The sequence below is a fragment of the Nesterenkonia flava genome (assembly GCF_031432335.1).
Lineage (GTDB): Bacteria > Actinomycetota > Actinomycetes > Actinomycetales > Micrococcaceae > Nesterenkonia > Nesterenkonia flava.
The window spans coordinates 77,120-99,940 of record NZ_JAVKGT010000005.1; the positions used below are offsets into that span (position 1 = coordinate 77,120).

Here is a 22,821-nt window from a genome sequence, read left to right on the forward strand (position 1 = left end):
TCGGTTGGGGAATTCCTCCCCATGCGGCTAGACTGGGGCACAGCAGTTGAACTGTGCGCACTGCCGTGCGCCCACGCAGACTGACTACGCGCTGCGAATCCCTGCCCGTCCCCAGGATGTTCTCATCATGGAAACAGCAGGACGTTCCCATCGGTCCATACCCCGCTGATCCAGGTGCTGACTCCGCGTGAGTACCCCAGGGACAGCGTATGTCCGGGAACGGGGCACCCGCCGCTTCGCAGCCAGGACTCCGGGAGAGCCGGAGAACGCGGAGACCTTAGCGGTCTTCACAACCCGTAACCGAGAAAACAACGCCGGTGCTGCCTTAGAGATCTAAGGTTCTTCAAGCCCGGCCAAGAGAGGACATCATGCCTGTCGTCACCATGCGCCAGCTGCTCGACTCCGGTGTGCACTTCGGCCACCAGACCCGCCGCTGGAACCCCAAGATGAAGCGCTACATCTTCACCGAGCGCAACGGCATCTACATCGTTGACCTGCAGCAGTCGCTGAGCTACATCGACCGCGCCTACGAGTTCGTCAAGCAGACTGTGGCCCACGGCGGCTCCATCCTGTTCGTCGGTACCAAGAAGCAGGCTCAGGAGGCCATCGCTGAGCAGGCCACCCGCGTGGGTCAGCCCTACGTGAATCACCGCTGGCTCGGCGGTATGCTCACCAACTTCCAGACCGTCTCCAAGCGCGTGCAGCGGATGAAGGAGCTGGAAGAGATCGACTTCGACGACGTCGCCGGCTCCGGCCACACCAAGAAGGAGCTGCTGCTGCTCAAGCGCGAGCTGGAGAAGCTGCAGGCCAACCTCGGCGGTATCCGCAACCTGAACAAGACTCCGTCTGCCCTCTGGGTTGTTGACACCAACAAGGAGCACCTGGCTGTGGACGAGGCCAAGAAGCTGGGCATCCCGGTTGTCGCCATCCTCGACACCAACTGCGACCCCGACGACGTCAACTACCCCATCCCGGGCAACGACGACGCCATCCGCTCCGTGGACCTGCTGACCCGCGTGATTGCTGACGCTGTTGCCGACGGCATCATCGCCCGCGAGGAGAAGCGCGGCGGCGGCTCCGGCGCAGCCGAGCCGATGGCCGAGTGGGAGCGCGAGCTGCTGGAGCAGCACGCCGCAGAGCAGGCCGGCAAGGCCGAGGCTGAGGCTCCCGCCGCCGAAGCCACTGAGACCACCGAAGCCTGATCACCCTTTTACGAGAGGAACGCGAAACTCATGGCGAACTACACCGCTGCAGACATCAAGGCCCTGCGTGAGCGCACCGGCGCAGGCATGATGGATGTGAAGAAGGCTCTCGATGAGGCCAACGGTGACATGGATAAGGCCATCGAGGCCATCCGTATCAAGGGGCTCAAGGGCGCTGCCAAGCGCGAGGGCCGCTCCGCAGCTGAGGGCCTGGTGACTGCCAAGGTCGTGGGCGGAACCACCGGTTACCTGGTGGAGGTCAACGCTGAGACCGACTTCGTCGCCAAGTCCGACAAGTTCGTGGCTCTGGCAGAGAAGGTCCTCGAGGTCGCCGTCGCCGCTGAGGTGGACTCCCTGGAGGCCCTGCTGGCCGCCGACGTCGAGGGCAAGAAGCTTGAGGACTACGTGACCGAAGAGGCCGCTGTCCTGGGCGAGAAGGTCGTTGTGCGTCGCATCGCCAAGGTGACCGGCGGCTACGTCGACGCCTACCTGCACAAGACCTCCAAGGATCTGCCCGCCCAGGTGGGTGTGCTGGTGGCCGTTGACGCCGACTCCGACGCGGCCAAGACCGCCGCTCACGACGTGGCTGTTCACGCCGCCGCCATCGTGCCGACCTACCTCACCCGCGATGAGGTGCCGGCCGAGACCGTCGAGAACGAGCGTCGCATCGCCGAGGAGACCGCGAAGGCCGAGGGCAAGCCGGAGCAGGCTATGCCCAAGATCATCGAGGGTCGTACCAACGCGTTCTTCAAGGAGCACGTACTCGTTGACCAGCCCTTCGCCAAGGATCCCAAGCAGACCGTGGCCAAGGTCCTGGAGGCTGCCGGCACCAACGCCGTCGGCTTCGCGCGCTTCCGCGTCGGCAACTGAGGGCCAAGTTCGTTAGACTGTCCTCCAACGCTTGAACGCTGATCAAGGGGGTGGCCATCCAACAGTGATGGTCACCCCCTTTTTCTGTGCCCCTCTCCCTTCCCCGCACCAGCCCCGCTTCCTCTCACCACAAGGAGTCCCATGTCTGAGAACGCCCCTTCTCGCCGTCGCGTCCTGCTCAAGCTCTCCGGCGAGGTGTTCGGAGGCGGCTCCGTGGGCGTGGACCCGGCCACGGTCCGGGGGATCGCCGATCAGATCGCCGCCGTGCGAGACCAGGTCGAGGTGTCCGTCGTCGTCGGAGGCGGAAACTTCTTCCGCGGTGCTGAGCTCTCCAAGGCCGGTATGGACCGCGCTCGCGCTGACTACATGGGCATGCTGGGCACCGTGATGAACTGCCTGGCCCTGCAGGACTTCCTGGAGCAAGCCGAACAGCCCACCCGCGTGCAGACCGCCATCCACATGGCACAGGTCGCTGAGCCCTACATTCCCCTGCGCGCCATCCGCCACATGGAGAAGGGCCGCGTGGTGATCTTCGGCGCCGGAGCCGGCATGCCCTACTTCTCCACCGACACCGTCTGCGCCCAGCGCGCTCTGGAAGTCGGGGCAGACATGGTGCTGATGGCCAAGTCCGGCGTCGACGGCGTCTACACCGCCGATCCCCGCCAGGACCCCACCGCCCAGAAGCTGGACCACCTGACCTACGGCGACGCGCTGCGCCGGGACATCCGTGTGATGGACCAGACCGCCATGACCATGTGCAATGACAACAACCTCAACATGCGCGTCTTCGGCATGGAGGGAGAGGGCAACGTCACCCGTGCACTGCTGGGCGAGGAAATCGGCACCCTGGTCACCCCCTGACCGCCTGGGCCGGAAACGCACCTGAAGCGGCTCCGCTGAGCGCCCGGCGCGACGACGCCAAGTAGACTTCACCACAGACGTCGAAGAAGAACCCCAAGGAGACACCGTGATTGATGAGACCCTGCTCGAAGCAGAAGAGCAGATGCAGCGAACCGTGGAGGCCACCTCTGAGGACTTCGCGACCGTGCGCACCGGCCGTGCCAACCCCTCCCTGTACTCCAAGGTGCTCGTGGACTACTACGGCTCTCCGACCCCGCTGCAGCAGCTGGCGTCGTTCGCCACTCCCGACGCCCGCACCATCCTCATCACTCCTTACGACGTCTCCGCCATGCGCGAAATCGAAAAGGCCCTCTCAGACTCAGAGATCGGCGCCAACCCCTCCAACGACGGCAAGCAGATCCGCATTACCATGCCGGAGCTGACCGAGGAGCGCCGCAAGGAGTACGTCAAGCTCGTCAAGGGCAAGGGAGAGGACCACAAGGTCTCCGTTCGCAACGCCCGTCGCAAGGCGAAGGATGCCATCGAAAAGGCCGTCAAGGACGGCGAAGTCGGTGAAGACGAGGGCGAGCGCGGCACCAAGGAGCTGGAGTCGCTGACCAAGAAGTACGTTGAGCGCATCGATGAGATGACCAAGCGCAAGGAAGCCGAGCTCCTCGAGGTCTGAGCCTCGTTCCCATGAGCCACCCCAGCCCGCACAGCCCAGAGACCGTCCCGCCGCTGGCGAAGCCGGTGCGCACGCCCAAGGCGGGGCGGGATCTGCCCGCCGCCATCACCACCGGCGTCGTGCTCCTGGTACCGGCGGTGGTGGGCATCTTCTTCTTCGAAGAGCTGCTCATCGCAGTCTGGACCGTGCTGCTGTGCGTGGGTGTCTGGGAAGTGGCTCGGGCGCTGGAGAGCAGGGTCACCGAGACCGGCGACAGGCTCCGGATTCCCAAGATCCCGCTGTACCTCGGTGCCGCGGCGATGCCCGCCTCCGCCTACTACGGAGGCGTTGAGGCGCTCACCCTGGCGCTGATGGTGACCTGCACCGCGATCCTCATCGGCGCGGCGCTGACGCGTGTGCCGGATCCGAGCCGCTCGCTGATGGCCTCGATCTTCGTTGCCTGCTGGGTGCCGTACCTGATCTCCTTCGCCGTGCTGCTGCTGGCCATCGACGGCGGCAACTGGCGCCTTGCCGTCGTCGTACTTCTGGTGGTGGCCAATGACACGTGCGGCTATATCGCCGGAGTGCTCTTCGGCAAACATCCGATGGCGCCCAAGGTCAGTCCCAAGAAGTCCTGGGAAGGCTTCGCTGGCTCCATGACCGGCGCCGTGCTCGTGGGCGTACTGACCTCATGGCTGATCTTCGACGAGCCTGTCTACATCGGCGGCATCCTGGCCGTCACCGTTGTCATCGCGGCGACCGCCGGGGACTTCAGCGAGTCCATGGTCAAGCGGGAACTCAGCCTGAAGGACATGTCCCAGGTGCTGCCCGGCCACGGAGGGCTCATGGACCGTTTGGACTCCCTGGTCTTCGCCATGCCCACGGCCTTTTTTGTGATCGTGGCGCTTACCTCTGATTCCGCCTCTCTTCCTTTAGGCTAAGACCATGGCGACCACTACCACTCCACTGTTTACTCTGCTGCCAGAGCAGGAGCAGGGCTATCACCGCGGTGAAGTCGACGAATTCATGGCACGGGCCCGCGAGGCCTACGACTCCGGCCGCGGTATGCCGCTGTCCGAGATCCGCGATGCCAGCTTCTCCATGGGCCCCGGAGGGTACGACCCCGCAGAGGTTGACGCCGCCCTGGACCGCCTGGAGGATGCCTTTGCCGGTGCCGAACGGGACCGCTATATCGAGCAGCATGGCGAAGATGCCTGGTACGAGCTGCTGGCCGAGCGGGCCGAGCCCCTGCGCCGCCGTCTGGAGCGTCCCGACGGCCGCCGCTTCCGTGAGCCTGCACAGTCCAGCGCTATCGGTTACCAGAAGGAGCAGGTCGATGAGCTGTGCCGACAGCTGGAGCAGTACCTCGACGGAGAGAACCCCATGAGCGTGGACGAGATCCGCACCATTACCTTCACTGCTTCTACTGGCGCCCACGGCTACGACGAGGCGCAGGTGGATGCCTTCCTGGACCGCATGACGGAGATCATGGCCAGCGTCGGCTGAACGTCTCTCTCTCTTACGTCGTGACGACGATGGGCCCGCCCCCAGTGGGGGACGGGCCCATCGTCATTTTCAGCGGTGCTGCCCCGCTGGAGCGGGAATCAGCTGGAGAACAGACGCACCGCGTTGAGGAAGGTGTAGGTCAGGCCGAAGAGCATCGGGATCGCGACGATGGCCCAGGCTGCCGGGATCGGAACGATCGGTCGGCCGGCCGGCTTCAGGGCCGCGGCCCTGGTCTTCGCCTGCTGCTGGGCAGCCGTCTCGGAGCCGTTGCCTCCCTCTGCGGAGGCCGGAGCCTTGGACTCCTCATGCCACTTCTTGTGGACCGGGCTGACCATGAGGTTCGCCACGAAGCCGACCACCAGCAGGCAGGCCATGATGTAGAGCGCGGGCCGGTAGTCCGCAGCCGTGAGGTCCACACCCGGGGACCCACCGGAGGAGTCCAGGGTGATGTTCACGATGGCGGGGCCGGCGATGCCCGCAGCCGACCAGGCGGTCAGCAGGCGGCCGTGGATGGCCCCGACCTGCAGGGTGCCGAAGAGGTCCCGCAGGTAGGCGGGGATCGTGGCGAATCCGCCGCCGTAGAAGGACAGAATGATGCCGGCCAGCAGAATGAACGCGGCCATGCTGGAGTTGCCGAAGGTGGCCAGCGACAGGTAGAGCGCCGCACCCAGACCCAGGTAGATCATGTACATCGGCTTGCGGCCGATCTTGTCCGAGGTCGAGGCCCACACGAAACGGCCCAGAGTGTTGGTCAGCGAGAGGTAGCCCACGAACCCGGCGGCCGCAACGGCAGCGACCTCCGGTGAGGCGAAGGTCTCACCCGTTGCCGAATCGCGGAAGAAGTCCTGCACAAGGTTGGCTGCCTGGGGAAGCAGGCCCACCGCGGCGGTGACGTTGACGAACAACACCACCCACAGCAGCCAGAACTGAGGGGTCTTCAGGGCGTTGTTGGCGGTGACATTGCCCGCTGAGACCATCTTGGCGGCCTTTTTCTTCGACGGGTCGAAGCCCTCCGGCTTCCATCCGTCTGCGGGAACACGCACGATCCACGCGGCGAAGAGCATCATCGGGGTGTAGATCACCGCCAGGGTCAGGAAGAGGTAGCCCACGGAGGTGCCCTGGCCGATGCCGCGCCCGTCGAAGAAGCCCAGCATCATGTTGGAGAACGGGGCGGCGATCATGGCGCCGACGCCGAAGCCCATGATGGCCATGCCGGTTCCCAGGCCCGGTCGGTCCGGGAACCACTTCATCAGGGTGGAGACCGGAGCGATGTAACCGATGCCCAGACCGATGCCGCCGATCACGCCGTAGCCGAGTCCCACCAGCCACAGCTGCTGGGTGAAGATGCCCACGGAACCGACCAGGAAGCCGGTGATCCAGAAGGTGGTGGAGGCGAACATGGCCATCCGCGGTCCGCGGTAGTCGACCCACTTGCCGAACAGGGCGGCCGAGAGGCCCATCAGCACAATCGACAGAGAGAACGCGAAGAACGCCACGGCGGTCTGAGCCGCGCTCTCACCGCCGAAGATGGGGCCCAGGAGCCGGCCGAAGATGCCCACCAGCGGGTCGTCGGAGAAGTGTCCGGCCAGTCGGGACTGGTAGACGGAGGTGCCGTAGACCTGCCCAATGCACATGTGGATCGCCAGGGCAGCCGGCGGAATCAGCCACCGGTTGAACCCGGGGCCAGCCTTAATCCTGTGGTAGGAGGGGGCGCGAGTATCGGCAATCACCGGGCTAGCCTTCGGCTGCCGGTTCTCTACCGCTGTGGCGGTGGATGAGCCAGTCATCAGCTGCCTTTCTTGAAGTCATGGGGCACAGAACAAAGTGTCACTTCGTTGTGACTCAGCACACACGATGGCATGAGGGTTGAACCAAGGGCCGTCCAGATACGACGAGCGGCACTGTTCCTGCGCCCAGCGGTCAGTGCCGTGAATCTGCCTCAGACGTCCGGCCTCCAGGGGAGTCCCTACACTTAGGGGTATGGAGCAGGCGAGCGCGACGACGGTGATCTTGGTGGTCATCATCGCCGTCCTCACCGCCCTGGTCCTCTTCGTGGCGACCCGGGGCCGCCCGACTCAGCCGGCGGAGGACGCTCCCGTCGTCGAACCAGTCACTGCTGAGCCGGTGGACTACCGGGCCCTCGCCGAACAGACACGTCGCCAGCTGGTGGAGGCCGAGCTGCGAACCCTGCGCAGCCAGATCTCTCCGCACTTCATCTACAACAGCCTCAACGCGATCGCCGCGACCATTCCCGCCGACCCGGTGCGTGCCCGGGAACTGGTGGTCGACTTCGCCGACTTCACCCGCTACAGCCTGCGAGCCGAGGGCGACTTCACCACGCTGGAGGAGGAACTGGCCGCCGTGGAGCGGTACGTGCTGCTGGAGCAGGCCCGGTTCGAGGACCGGGTTCAGGTGCGTCTGGAGATCGCCCCGGAAGTGCTCAGCCTGCGACTGCCGTTCCTGGCGGTGCAGCCCCTGGTCGAGAACGCCGTCCGGCACGGCATGGACTCTGCGACCGGGCAGGCGCGGGTGAGGCTCAGTGGCCACGACGAGGGCACCCACGCTGTGATCAGCGTGGAGGACGATGGCCCCGGGGCGGACCCTGAGCAGATCCGCAGGGTCCTCGCGGGAGAGGAGGGCAGCTCCCACATCGGGCTGCGCAACGTGGACCTGCGCCTGCGGCAGGCCTACGGCGGGGCCAACGGTTTGCAGATAGACACCGCCGAGGGGGCCGGTATGCGGGTCAGCATGCGTGTGCCCAAGTTCCAACCCGGCGCGTTCGGCTCCAGCACAGGGGAGAACACATGAGAATCCTGGTCGTCGACGACGAGAAGCCCGCGGTGACCCAGATGCAGTGGTTGCTGGAGTCCGAGCCGCTGGCAGAGAGCGTCCACAGCGCCCACAACGCGGCCCAGGCTAAGCACATCCTCAGTACCCAGCCGATCGACGTCGTGCTCCTGGACATCCACATGCCCGGCCAGAGCGGGATGGAGCTGGCGCGCCAGCTCACGGAGAAGGCCGTGGAGGGCCAGCCTGCACCGCAGATCATCTTCATCACTGCCGATGCGCAGCCCGCCGTGGAGGCCTTCGAGCTCGCAGCTCGTGACTACCTTCTCAAGCCGGTCCGGGCCTCCCGTCTCCGCGAGGCACTGACCCGCGCATCTGAGGCGCTGACACCGGAGCCCGGCGGTTCAGCCCCCGCGCCCCCGCGCATTCCCGTAAGCCGCGGCGACTCCACCGTCCTCCTGGAGCTGCCAGCCATCCGACGGGCCGAGGCCCAGGGCGATTATGCCCGTCTGCACACCGACCGCGGCTCCTTTCTGCTGCGGGCCGCGCTTTCCGATCTCGAGGAGCAGTGGGGTCCGCATGGGTTCGTCCGCATCCATCGCTCCCACCTCGTGAGCCTCCACCACGTAGAGCGGGTTCAGCAGCGATCCGGCCGCATGAGCATCAGGGTTGCAGGGGAGGATCTGGACGTCAGCCGCCGCCTGATGCCCCAGGTCCGGGACCGACTCGCTTCGGTGGGCCGATGACCACACAGGACGAGGCGTTCCCGGCGCGGCAGCGAGTGGTGGGGCCGCAGATCGCGCCCACCGCAGAGGAAGCACTGCTGGATCCCCGGCGCGGACACCTGCGCGACAGTGCCGGGACAGCCGCACAGGATGCAGGGGTGCAGGAGCTGATCTCCGCGAAGCTGCGCCTCGCCGCTACCATCGCCTCCGGCTTCTTCGGGCTGGCGGTGCTCATCTACGTGGCGATGGTGGCGGTGCCGGGGGAGGGGCCGCTGCACTGGGCACTGCCCGGACTGGTGCTCTACCCGGTGATTCTTGCCGCCGGGGGCTTCTACCTGCGCCGCATCCTGCGGTATGACCGCGCCTATCACCGGCGGGTCCGGGGCGGGAGCAAGCTGTGACCGTCGCTGCCGTCGTCGTCGTGTGCCTGGTGACGGTGCTGGTGAGCCTGTTCGGGCTGCGGGTAGCCCGCTCCACCAGGGACTTCTACGTTGCCTCACGCCGAGTATCCCCGCGGATGAACGCGTCCGCCCTGGCCGGGGAGTACATCTCGGCGGCCAGCTTCCTGGGGGTGGCCGGGCTGATCGTCGCCGAGGGAAGCTATGGGCTGTGGTATCCGCTGGGTTACACCGCCGGCTGCCTGACCATGCTGCTGTTCATGACGGGGCCGCTGCGCCGCTCCGGGGCATATACGGTTCCGGACTTCGTCTCCCTGCGGTTCTCCTCATCCCGGTTGCGGGTCCTCACCGTGATGCTCGTGGTGCTCACCGGATGGCTCTACATCATTCCCCAGCTGCACGGAGCCGCCCTGGTCGCCTCCACCGCGGCGGGACTGCCCCCGTGGGCCGGGCCCGTGATCGTGGTGCTGGTGGTTATGGCCACGGTGATGCCCGGTGGAATGCGGTCGGTGACCATCGCCCAGGCGGTGCAGTACTGGATCAAGTTCTGTGCCCTGCTGGTACCGCTGGTGTTCATCTTGCTGCAGCTGGGCCTGCTCGAGCCGGGCACGCTCGCCAACGGGCAGCGGCCTGACTTCAGCGCAGTCTGGCAGGAGGAGACCGCCGGGGCTGCCACAGAGTTCTACCGCACGGTCTCGCTGATCCTGGCGCTGATGCTGGGCACCATCGGTCTGCCGCACGTGTTGGTGCGGTTCTACACCAACCCCGACGGCGACGCGGCCCGCCGCACCACGTTTCTGCTGTTGGTGCTGCTGACCGGGTTCTACGTGCTGCCGGTGGCGCTGGGGGTCATCGCCCGCGGGGTGCTGACTCAGGAGGCGGATCTCGGCTCTCCGGACAGTGCGCTGCTGCAGCTCCCCGGAGCGGTGTTCGCCGGGGCCGGGGCGGATGTGCTGACCGCCGTGGTGGCCGGCGGCGCCTTTGCCGCCTTCCTGTCCACCACCTCAGGCCTGGTGGTCTCGGTCTCTGGTGTGCTGTCCCAGGAGTTCTTCGGCGGCACGGTCCGGGGATTCCGCATCGGGGCAGTGCTTGCCGGGGCGTTGCCTCTGGCGCTGGCGACGGCGACCACTCACGTGCCCCTGGCCGGGGCGGTGGCTATGGTGTTCACCTTCACGGCCTCTTCCTTGGCGCCGCTGCTGCTGCTGGGCATCTGGTGGTCGAAGATCACGGCTCAGGGTGCGGTAGCCGGCATGGTCACGGGGGCAGCCGCCTCGCTGGGTTCACTGGGATTGGCGCTGGTGCTGGGTTCCCGCACTCCGGGCGGGGAGGCGACCGTGCAGGCTGACGGTGCCCTAGTGCTGCTCCAGTACCCGGCGCCGTGGTGCGTACCGCTGGCGTTTGCTGTCACGGTGCTGGTCAGTCGTCTGGGGACGGGGAAGCCCCCGGCAAACACCGAGCGCGTGCTGGCCCGGCTGCACCTTCCCGAGAACCCCTGACCGGTCTCGCGCGAGGTGGTGCGCTACCCCGTCCGCCCGGCTGCTTTGCGCTACCCCGTCCGGTCGGTTCGCCTCATCCTCGCCCGCTCCGCGCCGCGCGCCCGGCCCGTCTGAGCCGCTCTTCTCCGGCTCATCGACTCCGCGCCGCGTGCCCGGCCCGCACGCTCGGTCCGCTCGCGTCCGCTCCTTCGGTGATGGATTTTCTCGGTAGTTCACCCGCTTCGGAGCCCTAAATGACGTCACATTCCATCACCGTACGGGTGGGCCGGCAGCAGGGCGTGGCGGATCGGCCTGAAGGAGTACCCGGCTGCAGCGCGGGACTACGGAGTTTTCCCCAGGGGCCGTTTAGCAAGTCGGCCCGCCCGAGTGGTTCACCTGAGGGTCCTGTGAGATCGAGGGCGGAATGCAACGGCTGTGAAGTGGTGACATGGCCCATGAGTACAGGGACCGACGACGACGGCTTCCCAGATCCGTGCCCGCAAAGGGACAGACCGCCGCCGAGATTCTGTCTGCAGGCCTCGCCCTGAGGGACCTGCGCCATGCAGTCGCCAACAGAACTGCGACTCGCGTGGCATGGGGAATGTACTGCGGCACAGCACCGACGTCAGAACCGATCGAGGACAAGCAGCCAGAGGTTTCTGGTTCCCAAGCGATCCTCCAAGTGCTCACCGCGAAGGGAAACCGGGCAGTGTCCCATCAGAGCGCCGCAGCCATCTGGGGCTTCTGGGATCGGCCGTTGGAGCCGCCGTACCACGTGACCTCACCGCCGGGCCGTGCTCCGGTGCAGCGTCCTGGTCTTGTGGTGGCCCACCGCGGGGCTATCCCCGCGGAGTTCCTGCAGCAGGTGGGCGGCGTCGTCGTCGTGTCCGCGGCATGGGCGTGGTGCGACCTTGCCCTGCAGACCTCCGTCGAGGAAGCCGTGGTGCTGGCTGACCAGGTGCTGAGTAGGCGGATCCGACGGCCCGGCAGGCGCTCGCCGCTGGCACACCGCGAGGACCTGGAAGCCGCAGTCTCGGCGCGGGGACGGGCCAACGGGATTCGAACGGCACGAGCAGCGCTGGCCCTGGCCAGCGATGCGGTGGACTCGCGTCCGGAGTCGCGCCTGCGGTACCGACTGCACGAGGCAGGCCTTCCCGAACCGGAGGTGAACGTCCTGATCAGCGACCCTTCCGGAAGGCTCTTGATCCGCCCGGATCTGGTGTTTCGACAGTGGAAGGTGGCCGTCCAGTATGAGGGCGTCGACGTCCACTCAGCGCCGGAGCGGGTGCTTCAGGATGTGCGGCGCCAAGAGGTCACCGAGCAGCTGGGTTGGACTGAGGTCAGGATCACCAGAGACCATATGCGCAACCGGGGCAGGGCCGCTGTGCTGAAGGTCCTGGCTGCACTGCGCGCACGCGGCTATTCGGGCTGAGCAGGTCTTTATTCGGTGATGGATTCTGACGCTGTTTTCCCCGGCGCAAGGCCGGGAATGGCGTCACAATCCATCACCGAACGGAGGGGGAGGGTCAGTTCAGCTGGAGGATCTTCTCGGTGACGACCTCGGCGCGGGCGTTCGAGAAGACCTGCTCCTCGCCGACCTCTTTGAACCCGCGGGTCTCGAGAATCCTCAGGGAACCGAGGTTGTCCACCACGACGCGAGCGCGCAGCGGGCGGGACTGGAACTCCTTGAGGAACTGGTCCATAGCGGTGGTGGTGATGCCCTGGCCCCAGAACTGCTTGTCGGTCCAGAACATGATCTCGTGGCAGTCTTCGTCGCGGAACACCGCAATGGAGCCGGCAGGCTGGCCGTCCACGTCGATGGTGCGCACCAGAGAGTTTTCGTCGTTGAGAATCTCGCCCCAGTGGTGGTCGAAGATGCTGCGGTCGGAGGGGTTGGTGGGGGCGAAGCCTGCCATGTGGGCGGCGTCGGCATCCTGCTGAAACAGGAAGAACTGATCGAGGTCACCGGCTTCAACGTCCCGCAGCGTGATGTTCATGTGGCTCCTTCTACTCAGCTTGTGGCCGAGATTCTGCAAAGCTGTCCCCCCAGCGTACCGCGTGTACTTTCCTGGCCCCTCACCGTCCTCGCGTGGTGGAACCCGACTCTGCGTTTTCGGTCCTGTCCCTCCTGAGCTGGATAATGGGCACTATGTCCTCAAGCCCCCGCACCCTGGCGATCCTGGGTTCCACCGGCTCCATCGGCACGCAGGCCCTGCAGATTGTGGCGGCCCATCCCGACCGCTTTCGAGTGGTGGCCCTGGCGGCAGGGTCCAACGCCGCCCTGCTGGCACAGCAGGCCGCCGCCACGGGAGCGTCCCACCTGGGCCTTGCCCAGCACGACGCCGGCTCCGCACTCTCTGAGCACCTGAGCTCAGTGGGCCTGGACTCCCGTGAGCTGGAGGTTCACCTGGGCCCCGACGCCGCAGCGGAGATCGCCGCCCTCGAGGTGGACATGGTGCTCAACGGCATGACCGGTTCCATCGGCCTGAAGCCCACCCTGGCAGCCGTGGAGCGGGGCACCACCGTGGCGCTGGCCAATAAGGAATCCCTGATCGTCGGCGGCGAACTGCTGCGCGGGGCTGTGGAGTCCGGGCTGATCCTGCCGGTGGACTCTGAACACTCCGCCCTCTGGCAAGCCATGACCTCCGGGACCAAGGAGGAGATCGCCAGGCTGATCCTCACGGCGTCGGGCGGCCCGTTCCGGGGTCGCAGCGCCGCAGAGCTGGCGGAGGTTACCCCGGCCCAGGCTCTGGCCCACCCCACGTGGAACATGGGGCGCGTGGTGACCACAAACTCGGCCACGATGGTCAACAAGGCCCTGGAGGTCATTGAAGCCCACCTGCTGTTCTCCATCCCGCTGGAGCGGATCGACGTCGTCGTGCATCCCCAGTCCGTGGTGCACTCCATGGTGCAGTACGTGGACGGCTCCATCCTTGCCCAGGCCTCGCCGCCAGACATGCGGCTTCCGATCGCCCTGGCGCTGGGGCACCCCGAGCGTGTCCCGGAAGCGACCCAGCCTTGCGACTTCGCCCAAGCCGTCAGCTGGAGCTTTGAGCCCCTCGACGAGCAGGTCTTCGGTGCCGTGCGGCTGGCCAAGCAGGCCGCCGCCGCCTCCGGCACGCACATGGCCGTCTACAACGCGGCCAATGAGCAGGCCGTCGAGGCCTTCCACGAGGGTCGTCTCGGTTTCCTCGAGATCCTGCAGACCGTGGACGGAGCTCTGCAGGACTACGCCCCCCAGCACCAGACCCCAGGCAGTGGCCTGACCCTGGAGGCCGTGCTTGAGGCTGAGCGCTGGGCCCGAACCCGAGCCGAGGAGCTCATCCGTGCAGCGAGTGAGGTGCGCGCATGACCGCCCTGCTGATCGCCGCGGGTGTGCTCATCGTTGCCCTGGGCATCATCCTCTCCATCGCTCTGCATGAGGTCGGGCACCTGCTGCCGGCCAAGCTCTTCAAGGTCCGGGTCACGCAGTACATGATCGGCTTCGGCCCCACGCTGTGGTCCACGCGCAAGGGGGAGACCGAGTACGGGGTCAAGGCCCTGCCCCTGGGCGGCTATGTGGCGATGATCGGCATGTACCCCGAGCCCGATGAGCGCCGCCGCCTGGAGGGGGAGGAGCCCGACGACGACGGCGCTGGCTCATCCCCCGACGAGGGCCCCAGCGACCCCTACCTGCGGGAGCTGGGTGCCCAGTACGGCACGCCGCACCCGACGGCGCCCTTCACCGCCCGCGCCACCAGTGGGCAGTCCACCCCGCAGCAGTCCGACGACCAGCACCGTCCCACTCAGGGCGACGGCACGCGCACGGTGACCTCCCACGCCACCGGCATCTTCCAGCAGATGTCGAATGAGGCCCGGGAGGTGGCCGCGGAAGAGCTGCGGCCGGGGGACGAGCAGCGCATGTTCTACCGACTGGCGGTGTGGAAGAAGATCATCGTCATGCTGGGCGGCCCGGCGATGAACGGTCTCATCGCCCTGCTGCTGACCGCCGGCACCGTCTCGCTGCACGGTGTGAATGAAGCGGTGCCGCGCGTCACCGAGGTCTATGAGTGTGTGGTCAGTGTCCAGGACGCTCAGGCCGGACGTGAAGAGTGCACCGATCAGGACCCCGCCGGCCCGGCGTACGAGGCGGGGCTGCGTCCCGGGGACGAGATCGTGGAGTTCCGCGGACAGGAGGTCCAGGACTGGGAGCAGCTGACGGGAATGATCCGTGAATCGGCCGGTCAGTCCTCCTCCCTGGTGTATGAGCGCAACGGGGAGCGCCACAGCACTACCCTGACCCCCATCGAGCACGAACGCCCTGTGCTGGACAGCTTCAACCGGCCGGAGGTGGCCGAGGACGGGAGCATCATCACCGAACCGGTGGGCTTCATCGGGATGGGCGCCGATTCGGAGCTGACCCGCAAGGCTCCCTGGGAGGCCGGCCCCATGGTCTGGGAGCAGACCAAGGCCGTCGCTGGGATCGTGGTGACGCTTCCGGTACGGCTCTACGACGTGGCGGTTACCACCTTCACCGACGCCGAGCGCGACCCTGATGGTCCCATGTCCGTGGTGGGTGTAGGCCGGATCGCGGGGGAGATCTCCTCCCAGGAGACCATCCCGTGGGAGTCTCGCTTTGCGGTGCTGATGTCCCTGGTGGCAGGGGTCAACGTTGCCCTGATGGTGTTCAACCTCATCCCGTTGCTCCCTCTGGACGGCGGGCATGTGGCCGGAGCGCTCTATGAGTCGCTGCGCCGCCGTCTGGCTAAGCTGCTGGGCCGACCGGACCCGGGTCCGTTCGACATTTCCAAGCTGCTTCCTCTGACCTATGTGGTCTTCGCCATGCTGCTGGGCATGGGAGCCCTACTGATCTATGCAGACATCGTGAATCCGATACGACTGTTTGAGTAGCTCGGCGCTACGATTGATGCCATGACTGCCATCAATCTCGGCATGCCCAGTGCACCCCCGCCGGTCCTCGCCCCTCGGCGCAAGACCCGCAACTTCCAGGTCGGTTCCGTCGGCGTCGGCAGTGACCACCCCATTTCGGTGCAGTCGATGACCACCACCAAGACGCATGACATCAACGCGACCCTGCAGCAGATCGCCGAGCTGACGGCGTCGGGCTGCGATATTGTCCGCGTAGCCTGCCCCACCGACAAAGACGCCCAGGCACTGCCGATCATCGCGAAGAAGTCCCAGATCCCGGTGATCGCCGATATCCACTTCCAGCCGAAGTACGTCTTCGCCGCCATTGAGGCCGGCTGCGGTGCGGTCCGCGTGAATCCCGGCAACATCCGCCAGTTCGATGACAAGGTCGGCGAGATCGCCAAGGCCGCCAAGGACGCCGGCGTCTCCATCCGCATCGGCGTCAACGCCGGGTCCCTGGACAAGCGCCTGATGGCCAAGTACGGCAAAGCCACCCCGGAAGCTCTGGTGGAGTCGGCAGTGTGGGAAGCCAGCCTCTTCGAGGAGCACGACTTCCACGACTTCAAGATCTCCGTGAAGCACTCCGACCCCGTGGTCATGGTGCGGGCCTACGAGATGCTCGCCGAGCGCGGCGACTGGCCCCTTCACCTTGGTGTGACCGAGGCAGGTCCCGCCTTCCAGGGCACCATCAAGTCCGCCACCGCCTTCGGTGCGCTGCTGTCTCAGGGCATTGGCGACACCATCCGCGTGAGCCTCTCCGCCCCGCCGGCGGAGGAGGTCAAGGTCGGCAATCAGATTCTGGAGTCGCTGAACCTGCGCCCCCGCAAGCTCGAGATCGTCTCCTGCCCCTCCTGCGGACGTGCCCAGGTGGACGTCTACACACTGGCTGATGAGGTCACCGCCGGTCTGGAGGGCATGGAGGTTCCGCTGCGCGTGGCCGTGATGGGCTGCGTCGTCAACGGACCCGGTGAAGCTCGCGACGCCGACCTCGGCGTGGCCTCCGGCAACGGCAAGGGCCAGATCTTCGTCAAGGGTGAGGTCATCAAGACCGTTCCCGAGGATCAGATCGTGGAGACCCTGATCGAAGAGGCCAACCGCTTGGCGGAGCAGATGGACCTCGACTCCGGAGAGGACGCTGCGGCCGGTGCCCCTGTGGTCTCCGTCAGCTAGTACGGCCGCCGCCCGGGTCCATCGCGCCACCGACGGTGCGGCCCGGATCCTCGGCCACGGGGACACCCCTGCCCTCCGGCGTCTGCTGGCCAGCGACCCGGTGGCTCACGTGGCCGCTGGGGACGCCGTCTCCTCGCGCAGCACAGCCGCTCCGGGCCGGGGGCGGCAGGGAGCCCTAATCCTCGGAGTCGACGAGGGTCCGGGGCTCGCCGCGGCCTGCTGGCTGGGCACCAACATCATGCCCATCGGGGCGAGCGCCGAACACGCCCGTCTCTTCGGAGAAGCGGCCCGTTCGCTCAGGCGGCGGGTCTCCTCCATCTTCGGTCCCGCCGAGGCGGTGCTTGCCCTGTATGAGACCACAGGGTGGGACAACCACCGAGATATCCGGCCGCACCAGCCGCTCATGGCCATCACCGGGCCCTCCGAAGTCGAGCCGCTGGCGGGAGTTCGCCTCTCCCGTCCGGAGGAGCTGCGCAGCGTGGAGAAGGCCTGCGCCGCCATGTTCACCGAAGAGCTCGGGTTCTCTCCCTACGCCCAGGGCGTGACCCAGTACCGGGATCGCATTCGCTGGCTCATCGAGAACGGCCGCTCCCTCATTAAGGTTGACGAGGAGAGTGGACACATCGTCTTCAAGGCCGAGTTCGGTGCCCTCAGCGACGACGTCGTCCAGGTCCAGGGCGTCTGGGTGAACCCCGCCTGGCGCGGCCAGGGCTTGGCAGCGGGGGGAATGGCGGCCGTCGTCGAGCATGGCCTGCGCCTGGCCCCTACCGTGAGCCTCTACGTCAACGACTACAACACCCCGGCCCTGCGGACCTATCACCGGGTGGGTTTCGAGACGACCGGGACTTTCGCCACCATCCTCTTCTGAGCCTTCGGCAGCGCGTGGCCGGTGGCCCAGGCAGCGATTCGCAGCGTGCCGGCGAGGCAAGCCCCGCTATGTCCGGACGCGGCGGCATACTGGTGCTGATGCCATCTTTCCCCTACCGCAGCCGGCTCAGCTCCCGCACTCTGGCGCTGACCACCGCGGCCTTCGTCGCAGCCCTCATGCTCAGCTCCTGCGACGCCGAACCGGAGGCACCCGCTCAAGAGCTGGGCGGGGGCCCGGTCAACGGCACCCCGCAGGCTGACCCCGCCGCTCCGGCACCTTCCGGCAGCCAGCTCAGCCACGACCGGATGCGCGAGGTGCTCGAGGAGCACGGCGCCTCTTCCACCACCGACACGGACAACTACTGGGCAGACCTGCGTGACCTCCAGCGCGAACTGCACAAGCTCCAGGTGGATCCCGCCAGCTGCAAGCAGACGGTGGTCTCGGCCGCCCTCCCGGTGCCCGACGGCGCGCTGATGGCCCACACCGAGGAGCCGCAGGAACTCACCGTCTACACCTTCCAGAACGCCGAGGCAGCCGCCGGCTACGTGGAGCTGCACAGCAGCGCTCTGGGAAGCTGCAGCAGCTACACGGTGACTCGCCCCGGCGCCTCCGAGGAGGGGGCGGCCGAATCCAGTACCGACTTAGAGCGGGTCGAGGTCCGCTCCGGGGCACAGGACGCTCTGGCGCTGCAGCGGACCACCACGACGGGGGAGACCAGCGAACGCGCGCTGGTGGTGGTGCTGCGCTACGACTCCCACGTGGTCAGCGTCAGCCAGGAGCAGGAGGCGGCCCTGGGGGAGGACGAGGCTGAAGCCGCCGTCGTCGTCCTGGAGGCTGAAGCCGCCACGATCCTCTCCGAGCTCACGGGGGAGACCATCGAGGCCCCCGAGCCCGAACCGGAGGAGGATGAGGAGGAATCCTCCGACGACGACGGCTCAGAGGACTCAGGGACCACAGAGGACCCAGAGACTGCAGAGGACGCGGAGGAGTCCGAGAGCTCTGAGGAGGGGTCGGCTGAGTCCGATGCCGAACAGTCCGAAGCCGACACTGTCAGCGACGCCGAGGCCGAGGCTCCCAGCGCCGATTAGACTCGTTCCTATGACGATTCGCCTCTCCCAGCTCTTCCTGCGCACTCTGCGGGACAACCCCGCCGACGCCGAAGTGGCCAGCCACCAGCTGCTGGTCCGTGCCGGCTACATCCGCCGCGCCGCCCCCGGCATCTACACCTGGCTCCCGCTGGGCCTGACGGTGTTGCGCAAGGTTGAGCAGATCGTGCGTGAGGAGATGAACCGCATCGGCGCCCAGGAGGTCCATTTCCCCGCGCTGCTGCCCAAGGAGCCCTATGAGGCCACCGGCCGCTGGGAGGAGTACGGCGACGGCATCTTCCGCCTCAAGGATCGCAAGGATGCTGACTACCTGCTGGCCCCCACGCATGAGGAGGTCTTCACCCTGCTGGTGAAGGACCTCTACAGCAGCTATAAGGACCTGCCGCTGTCGATCTACCAGATCCAGAACAAGTACCGCGACGAGGCGCGTCCCCGTGCGGGTCTGCTGCGCGGTCGCGAGTTCATCATGAAGGACTCCTACTCCTTCTGCCTGAGGGACGAGGATCAGCAGGCGGCCTACGACGCCCACCGCGAGGCCTACCTGCGGATCTTCGAGCGCCTGGACCTTCCGGTGGTTCCCGTCAACGCCGTCTCCGGGGCCATGGGCGGCTCCGCCTCGGAGGAGTTCCTCCACCCCAGCGCCGTCGGCGAAGACACCTTTGTGGAGTCCCCCGGGGGGTACCGGGCCAACGTGGAGGCTGTGACGACGCCGGCGCCGGAGCCTGTGGACTTCACCCACCTGCCCCCGGCGCAGGTCCACCACACCCCCGGCACCGACACCATCGCCACCCTGGTCGACGCCGCCAACTCGGTTCACCCCCGCACGGACCCGGAGACGGGGGAGCCCCGTGAATGGACCGCTGCCGACACCCTGAAGAACGTCGTCGTCGTGGTGGTCACCCCGGAGGGGGAGCGGAAGATGGCGATCATCGGCGTCCCCGGAGACCGGGACGTGGACCTTAAGCGTGCCGAGGCGACCATCGGGGCCAAGCTCGGCATCGCCGGAGAGGTCGCCGTTGAGGCGGCCGAATCCACCGACTTCGCCAAGTACGCCGAGATCAACGGCCGCCCCGGGCTGGTGCGCGGCTACATCGGCCCCGGCCTGAGCCTCGAGGACCGTCAGCTCGGCGCCGATGAGGAGAATCCCTCCCTCACCGGGATTCCCTACTTCGTGGACCCGCGCGTGGTGCCCGGCACCAGCTGGATTACCGGCGCCAACGAGCCCGACCAGCACGTGTTCGGGCTGGTTGCCGGACGTGACTTCACCTGGGACGACACCATCGAGTCCGTCGTCGTCCGTGACGGTGACCCCGCACCCGACGGTTCCGGGCCGCTGTCCACCCGCCGCGGCATCGAGATGGGGCACATCTTCATGCTGGGACGCCGCTACGCGGAGGCCCTGGGCCTGCAGGTGCTGGACGAGAACGGCAAGCTCGCCACGGTCACCATGGGCTCCTACGGCATCGGCGTGACCCGCGCGCTGGCGGCGGTCGCCGAATCCCATCACGACGAGAAGGGCCTCATCTGGCCCGGCTCCATCGCCCCGGCGGATGTGCACGTGGTGGCCACCGGCAAGGGTGCAGAGGTCTTCGAGACCGCGGAGAAGCTGGTCGGCGAGCTCGAGGACCAGGGCATCAGCGTGATCTACGATGACCGCCCCAAAGTGTCCCCCGGAGTGAAGTTCGGCGACGCTGAACTGCTGGGTGTTCCCACGATCCTGGTGCTGGGCCGCGGCCTGAAAGATGGCAACGTGGAGCTGAAGGACCGCCGCAGCGGTGAGGCTCAGGACGTGGCTCTTCAGGAGGCCGTGAGCACCGTGGCCGAGCGCGTCAGGTCCCTGCGCTGAGTGAGACCGCAGCGCCGCTCCTCACGGCGCTGACGGACGTGCTCTCCTATGAGGTCGGAGGGGTCAGCGTCGCCATTCTGGCGCTGCTCCTCCTGGCGGGCTTCTGCGCGGGCTGGGTCGATGCCGTCGTCGGCGGGGGAGGGCTGCTGCAGCTGCCGGTGCTGCTGATGGTTCCCGGCATTACTCCGGTGCAGGCCCTGGCGACGAACAAGCTGGGCTCAATCTTCGGCACCACCACCTCGGCGATCACTTATGCGCGCCGGGTCCGGCCCCGGCTGGGCAGCGCTCTTCCCATGGCCTTCGCTGCCCTGCTGGCCAGCTACGGCGGGGCTGTCGTTGCGGCCTGGCTCCCGGAACCGGTTATCCTGCCCCTGATCCTGCTGGCCCTGATCGGCGTGGGTGTCTTCACCGCATGCAAGCCGGATGTGGGCCAGCTGGAGAAGCTCCGTCACGCCGGCCTCAGCCACCTGAGCCGGGCGGTCGCCATCGGCCTGATCATCGGGTTCTACGACGGCGTGCTGGGCCCGGGCACCGGAACCTTCCTCATCATCGCCATGGTCACGGTGCTGGGCTACAACTTTCTGAACTCCTCGGCCCAGGCCAAGATCGTCAATGCCGCCACGAACCTGGGAGCCCTGCTCTACTTTGCTCCGGCCGGGCACGTCATGGTGGTCCTGGGGCTGCTGCTGGGCGCTGCGAACATGTGCGGAGGCTATGTGGGCGCCCGCATGGCGATCTCCCGCGGCTCGCGCTTCATCCGTATCGTCTTTCTCATCGTGGTCTTCACCCTGGTGCTCAAGCTCGGCTATGACGTGCTGGCAGAATGGGGACCATGGCTATTGCACCGCGCGTAAGCTCCGACCAGCGATTCCCCGACGAGACCACCGCCGCCCTGGCGCAGCTGCTGGAACCGACCGTCACCGCCCACGGGCTCTACTTAGAGGAGCTCGTGCTCAAGCCCAGCGGCCCCGACACCGTGCTGCGCGTCACCGTGGACTATGAGTCCGGCACGGAGCAGGTGGACCTCGATAAGGTCGCCGCACTGGCCGAGGCGCTGGGCACCGTCCTGGACGCTGCAGAGAGCCGCTCCAAGGACGAGAACCCCCTGGTCGACGTCGTCTCCTATGACCTCGAGGTCTCCACCCCCGGTGCCACACGACCGCTGACAGAACCCCGCCACTTCCGGCGGAACACGGGGCGTCTGCTCGAGCTTGACCGTCAGGGAGAGCCCGCCATCACGGCGCGGCTGATCGAGGTCGACGACGACGGCATCATCGTCACCGAGATCACACCGGCCCCCAAAAAGGGCATGCCCGCCAAGACCGGTCCGCAGACCCACGTCCGGTTCGATGACATCAGCCGAGCTCGAGTGCAGGTAGAGTTTTCCTAACTCATCGTCATGATGGTGCACAGCTTGAACGTGAGACGCCGGAGTCGGAGGCACAAGTGGATATCGATATGAGCGCCCTGCGCATGCTCGTCCAAGAGCGGGACATTCCCCTCGAAAGGCTCATGCCAGCTATTGAACAGGCGCTGATCCTCGCCTACTACAAATCGCCTGGAGCCATTCAGAACGCTCGGGCCGAGGTTGATCAGAGTACCGGACACGTCACCATCTGGGCCAAGGAGCTCGATGAGGACGGCACGGTGATCGGCGAGTTCGATGACACCCCCAAGAACTTCGGCCGCGTGGCGGCCTCCACGGCCCGCCAGGTCATCATGCAGCGCATCCGCGATGCTGAGGACGAGAACGTTCTGGGCGAATTCAAGGGCAAGGAAGGCGAGCTCATCTCGGGCATCGTCCAGCAGGGCCGCAATCCCCACATGATCCAGGTGGACCTGGGAGGTGTGGAGGGCGTTCTGCCTCCCCAGGAGCACGCCCCCGGGGAGGAATACGTCCACGGGTCTCGACTGCGCGCCTTCGTGGTGGATGTCCACCGGGGCTTCAAGGGTCCCTCCATCACGCTCTCCCGATCCCACCCCGGCCTGGTGCGCAAGCTCTTCGAGCACGAGGTTCCCGAGATCGCTGACGGGACCGTGGAGATCACCTCGATCGCCCGCGAGGCCGGACACCGCACCAAGATCGCCGTCCGGGCCCACCAGCCGGGCATTAACGCCAAGGGCGCCTGCATCGGTGCCATGGGCTCGCGCGTGCGTGCGGTGATGACCGAGCTCAATGACGAGAAGATCGACATCATTGATCACTCCGATGATCCGGGACAGTTCATCGCCAATGCCCTGTCCCCGGCGAAGGTGAGTTCCGTCACCGTACTGGACGAGGCCACACGCTCCGCCCGCGCGGTGGTGCCGGACTACCAGCTCTCACTGGCCATCGGCAAAGAGGGCCAGAACGCCCGTCTGGCGGCGAAGCTGACCGGCTGGCGCATCGACATCGTGCCGGAGGCTAGTGCCTGAGGCGCTGCGGGCACCAGTGGATCTAGCACAGACTGGTAGAC

At 66.8% G+C, this 22,821-nt stretch carries 22 protein-coding genes; 20 read left to right on the forward strand and 2 right to left on the reverse strand.

From position 1 onward, the window contains the following. Positions 1-368: 368 nt before the first annotated feature. The 6 genes from rpsB to RH857_RS03020 all read left to right on the forward strand — a co-directional run bounded on the left by rpsB (position 369) and on the right by RH857_RS03020 (position 5,082). On the forward strand, positions 369-1,202 hold the full coding sequence (gene rpsB / locus RH857_RS02995) for a 30S ribosomal protein S2 (protein WP_310536491.1): 834 nt from the start codon (positions 369-371) through the stop codon (positions 1,200-1,202). 30 nt (positions 1,203-1,232) lie between these two features. Next, positions 1,233-2,072, forward strand: coding sequence for a translation elongation factor Ts (gene tsf, locus RH857_RS03000; protein ID WP_310536492.1), 840 nt, complete (start codon positions 1,233-1,235; stop codon positions 2,070-2,072). A gap of 141 nt (positions 2,073-2,213) precedes the next feature. After that, entirely contained in the window at positions 2,214-2,933 is a 720-nt protein-coding gene (gene pyrH, locus RH857_RS03005) for a UMP kinase (RefSeq protein WP_310536493.1), read from the forward strand. 106 nt (positions 2,934-3,039) lie between these two features. After that, positions 3,040-3,597, forward strand: a complete 558-nt coding sequence (gene frr, locus RH857_RS03010; RefSeq protein WP_310536494.1) for a ribosome recycling factor — start codon at positions 3,040-3,042, stop codon at positions 3,595-3,597. Between the two features lie 11 nt (positions 3,598-3,608). Further along, a complete protein-coding gene (locus RH857_RS03015) occupies positions 3,609-4,517 on the forward strand; it encodes a phosphatidate cytidylyltransferase (protein WP_310536495.1) in 909 nt (302 codons plus the stop codon). Between the two features lie 4 nt (positions 4,518-4,521). Then, on the forward strand, positions 4,522-5,082 hold the full coding sequence (locus RH857_RS03020; RefSeq protein WP_310536496.1) for a DivIVA domain-containing protein: 561 nt from the start codon (positions 4,522-4,524) through the stop codon (positions 5,080-5,082). A 98-nt stretch (positions 5,083-5,180) separates the two neighbouring features. Here the strand turns inward: RH857_RS03020 and RH857_RS03025 are convergent, their stop codons facing one another. Further along, positions 5,181-6,869, reverse strand: coding sequence for an OFA family MFS transporter (locus RH857_RS03025; RefSeq protein ID WP_374761110.1), 1,689 nt, complete (start codon positions 6,867-6,869; stop codon positions 5,181-5,183). Between the two features lie 193 nt (positions 6,870-7,062). Here RH857_RS03025 and RH857_RS03030 point away from each other — a divergent pair, with 193 nt between their 5' ends. From RH857_RS03030 to RH857_RS03050, 5 genes are all read left to right on the forward strand, one after another. Continuing rightward, on the forward strand, positions 7,063-7,890 hold the full coding sequence (locus tag RH857_RS03030) for a sensor histidine kinase (RefSeq protein WP_374761111.1): 828 nt from the start codon (positions 7,063-7,065) through the stop codon (positions 7,888-7,890). Beyond that, positions 7,887-8,615, forward strand: a complete 729-nt coding sequence (locus tag RH857_RS03035) for a LytR/AlgR family response regulator transcription factor (RefSeq protein WP_310536497.1) — start codon at positions 7,887-7,889, stop codon at positions 8,613-8,615. Before RH857_RS03030 ends, RH857_RS03035 begins: the two co-directional genes overlap by 4 nt. After that, positions 8,612-8,995 carry a hypothetical protein gene (locus tag RH857_RS03040; protein ID WP_310536498.1) on the forward strand — a complete coding sequence of 128 codons (384 nt, stop codon included), beginning with the start codon at positions 8,612-8,614 and terminating at the stop codon, positions 8,993-8,995. The genes RH857_RS03035 and RH857_RS03040 overlap by 4 nt, the downstream gene beginning before the upstream one ends. Then, complete coding sequence (locus RH857_RS03045; protein WP_310536499.1) at positions 8,992-10,488, forward strand: sodium/solute symporter; 1,497 nt, start codon at positions 8,992-8,994, stop codon at positions 10,486-10,488. Before RH857_RS03040 ends, RH857_RS03045 begins: the two co-directional genes overlap by 4 nt. 427 nt (positions 10,489-10,915) lie before the next feature. Then, complete coding sequence (locus RH857_RS03050) at positions 10,916-11,899, forward strand: hypothetical protein (protein WP_310536500.1); 984 nt, start codon at positions 10,916-10,918, stop codon at positions 11,897-11,899. Between the two features lie 94 nt (positions 11,900-11,993). Here the strand turns inward: RH857_RS03050 and RH857_RS03055 are convergent, their stop codons facing one another. Beyond that, complete coding sequence (locus tag RH857_RS03055; RefSeq protein ID WP_310536501.1) at positions 11,994-12,464, reverse strand: GNAT family N-acetyltransferase; 471 nt, start codon at positions 12,462-12,464, stop codon at positions 11,994-11,996. Between the two features lie 152 nt (positions 12,465-12,616). Between RH857_RS03055 and dxr the strand changes: the two genes are divergently transcribed. The 9 genes from dxr (at position 12,617) to nusA (ending at position 22,780) form a co-directional block, all read left to right on the forward strand. Further along, a complete protein-coding gene (gene dxr / locus RH857_RS03060) occupies positions 12,617-13,819 on the forward strand; it encodes a 1-deoxy-D-xylulose-5-phosphate reductoisomerase (RefSeq protein ID WP_310536502.1) in 1,203 nt (400 codons plus the stop codon). Then, the gene (locus RH857_RS03065) at positions 13,816-15,357 is read left to right on the forward strand and encodes a M50 family metallopeptidase (RefSeq protein WP_310536503.1); all 1,542 of its coding nucleotides are present in this window, start codon (positions 13,816-13,818) and stop codon (positions 15,355-15,357) included. Before dxr ends, RH857_RS03065 begins: the two co-directional genes overlap by 4 nt. A 21-nt stretch (positions 15,358-15,378) precedes the next feature. Beyond that, complete coding sequence (gene ispG / locus RH857_RS03070) at positions 15,379-16,545, forward strand: flavodoxin-dependent (E)-4-hydroxy-3-methylbut-2-enyl-diphosphate synthase (protein ID WP_310536504.1); 1,167 nt, start codon at positions 15,379-15,381, stop codon at positions 16,543-16,545. Continuing rightward, entirely contained in the window at positions 16,520-17,413 is an 894-nt protein-coding gene (locus tag RH857_RS03075; protein WP_310536505.1) for a GNAT family N-acetyltransferase, read from the forward strand. Before ispG ends, RH857_RS03075 begins: the two co-directional genes overlap by 26 nt. 98 nt (positions 17,414-17,511) lie before the next feature. Further along, positions 17,512-18,501: a hypothetical protein gene (locus tag RH857_RS03080; protein WP_310536506.1), complete on the forward strand. Its 990-nt coding sequence runs from the start codon at positions 17,512-17,514 to the stop codon at positions 18,499-18,501. A gap of 10 nt (positions 18,502-18,511) precedes the next feature. Next, the gene (locus RH857_RS03085; RefSeq protein ID WP_310536507.1) at positions 18,512-20,365 is read left to right on the forward strand and encodes a proline--tRNA ligase; all 1,854 of its coding nucleotides are present in this window, start codon (positions 18,512-18,514) and stop codon (positions 20,363-20,365) included. A gap of 38 nt (positions 20,366-20,403) precedes the next feature. Further along, positions 20,404-21,219, forward strand: coding sequence for a TSUP family transporter (locus RH857_RS03090; RefSeq protein ID WP_310536508.1), 816 nt, complete (start codon positions 20,404-20,406; stop codon positions 21,217-21,219). After that, positions 21,198-21,755 carry a ribosome maturation factor RimP gene (gene rimP / locus RH857_RS03095; RefSeq protein ID WP_310536509.1) on the forward strand — a complete coding sequence of 186 codons (558 nt, stop codon included), beginning with the start codon at positions 21,198-21,200 and terminating at the stop codon, positions 21,753-21,755. Before RH857_RS03090 ends, rimP begins: the two co-directional genes overlap by 22 nt. Positions 21,756-21,811: 56 nt before the next feature. Beyond that, the gene (nusA, locus tag RH857_RS03100; RefSeq protein WP_310536510.1) at positions 21,812-22,780 is read left to right on the forward strand and encodes a transcription termination factor NusA; all 969 of its coding nucleotides are present in this window, start codon (positions 21,812-21,814) and stop codon (positions 22,778-22,780) included. The last annotated feature ends 41 nt before the right edge of the window (positions 22,781-22,821 follow it).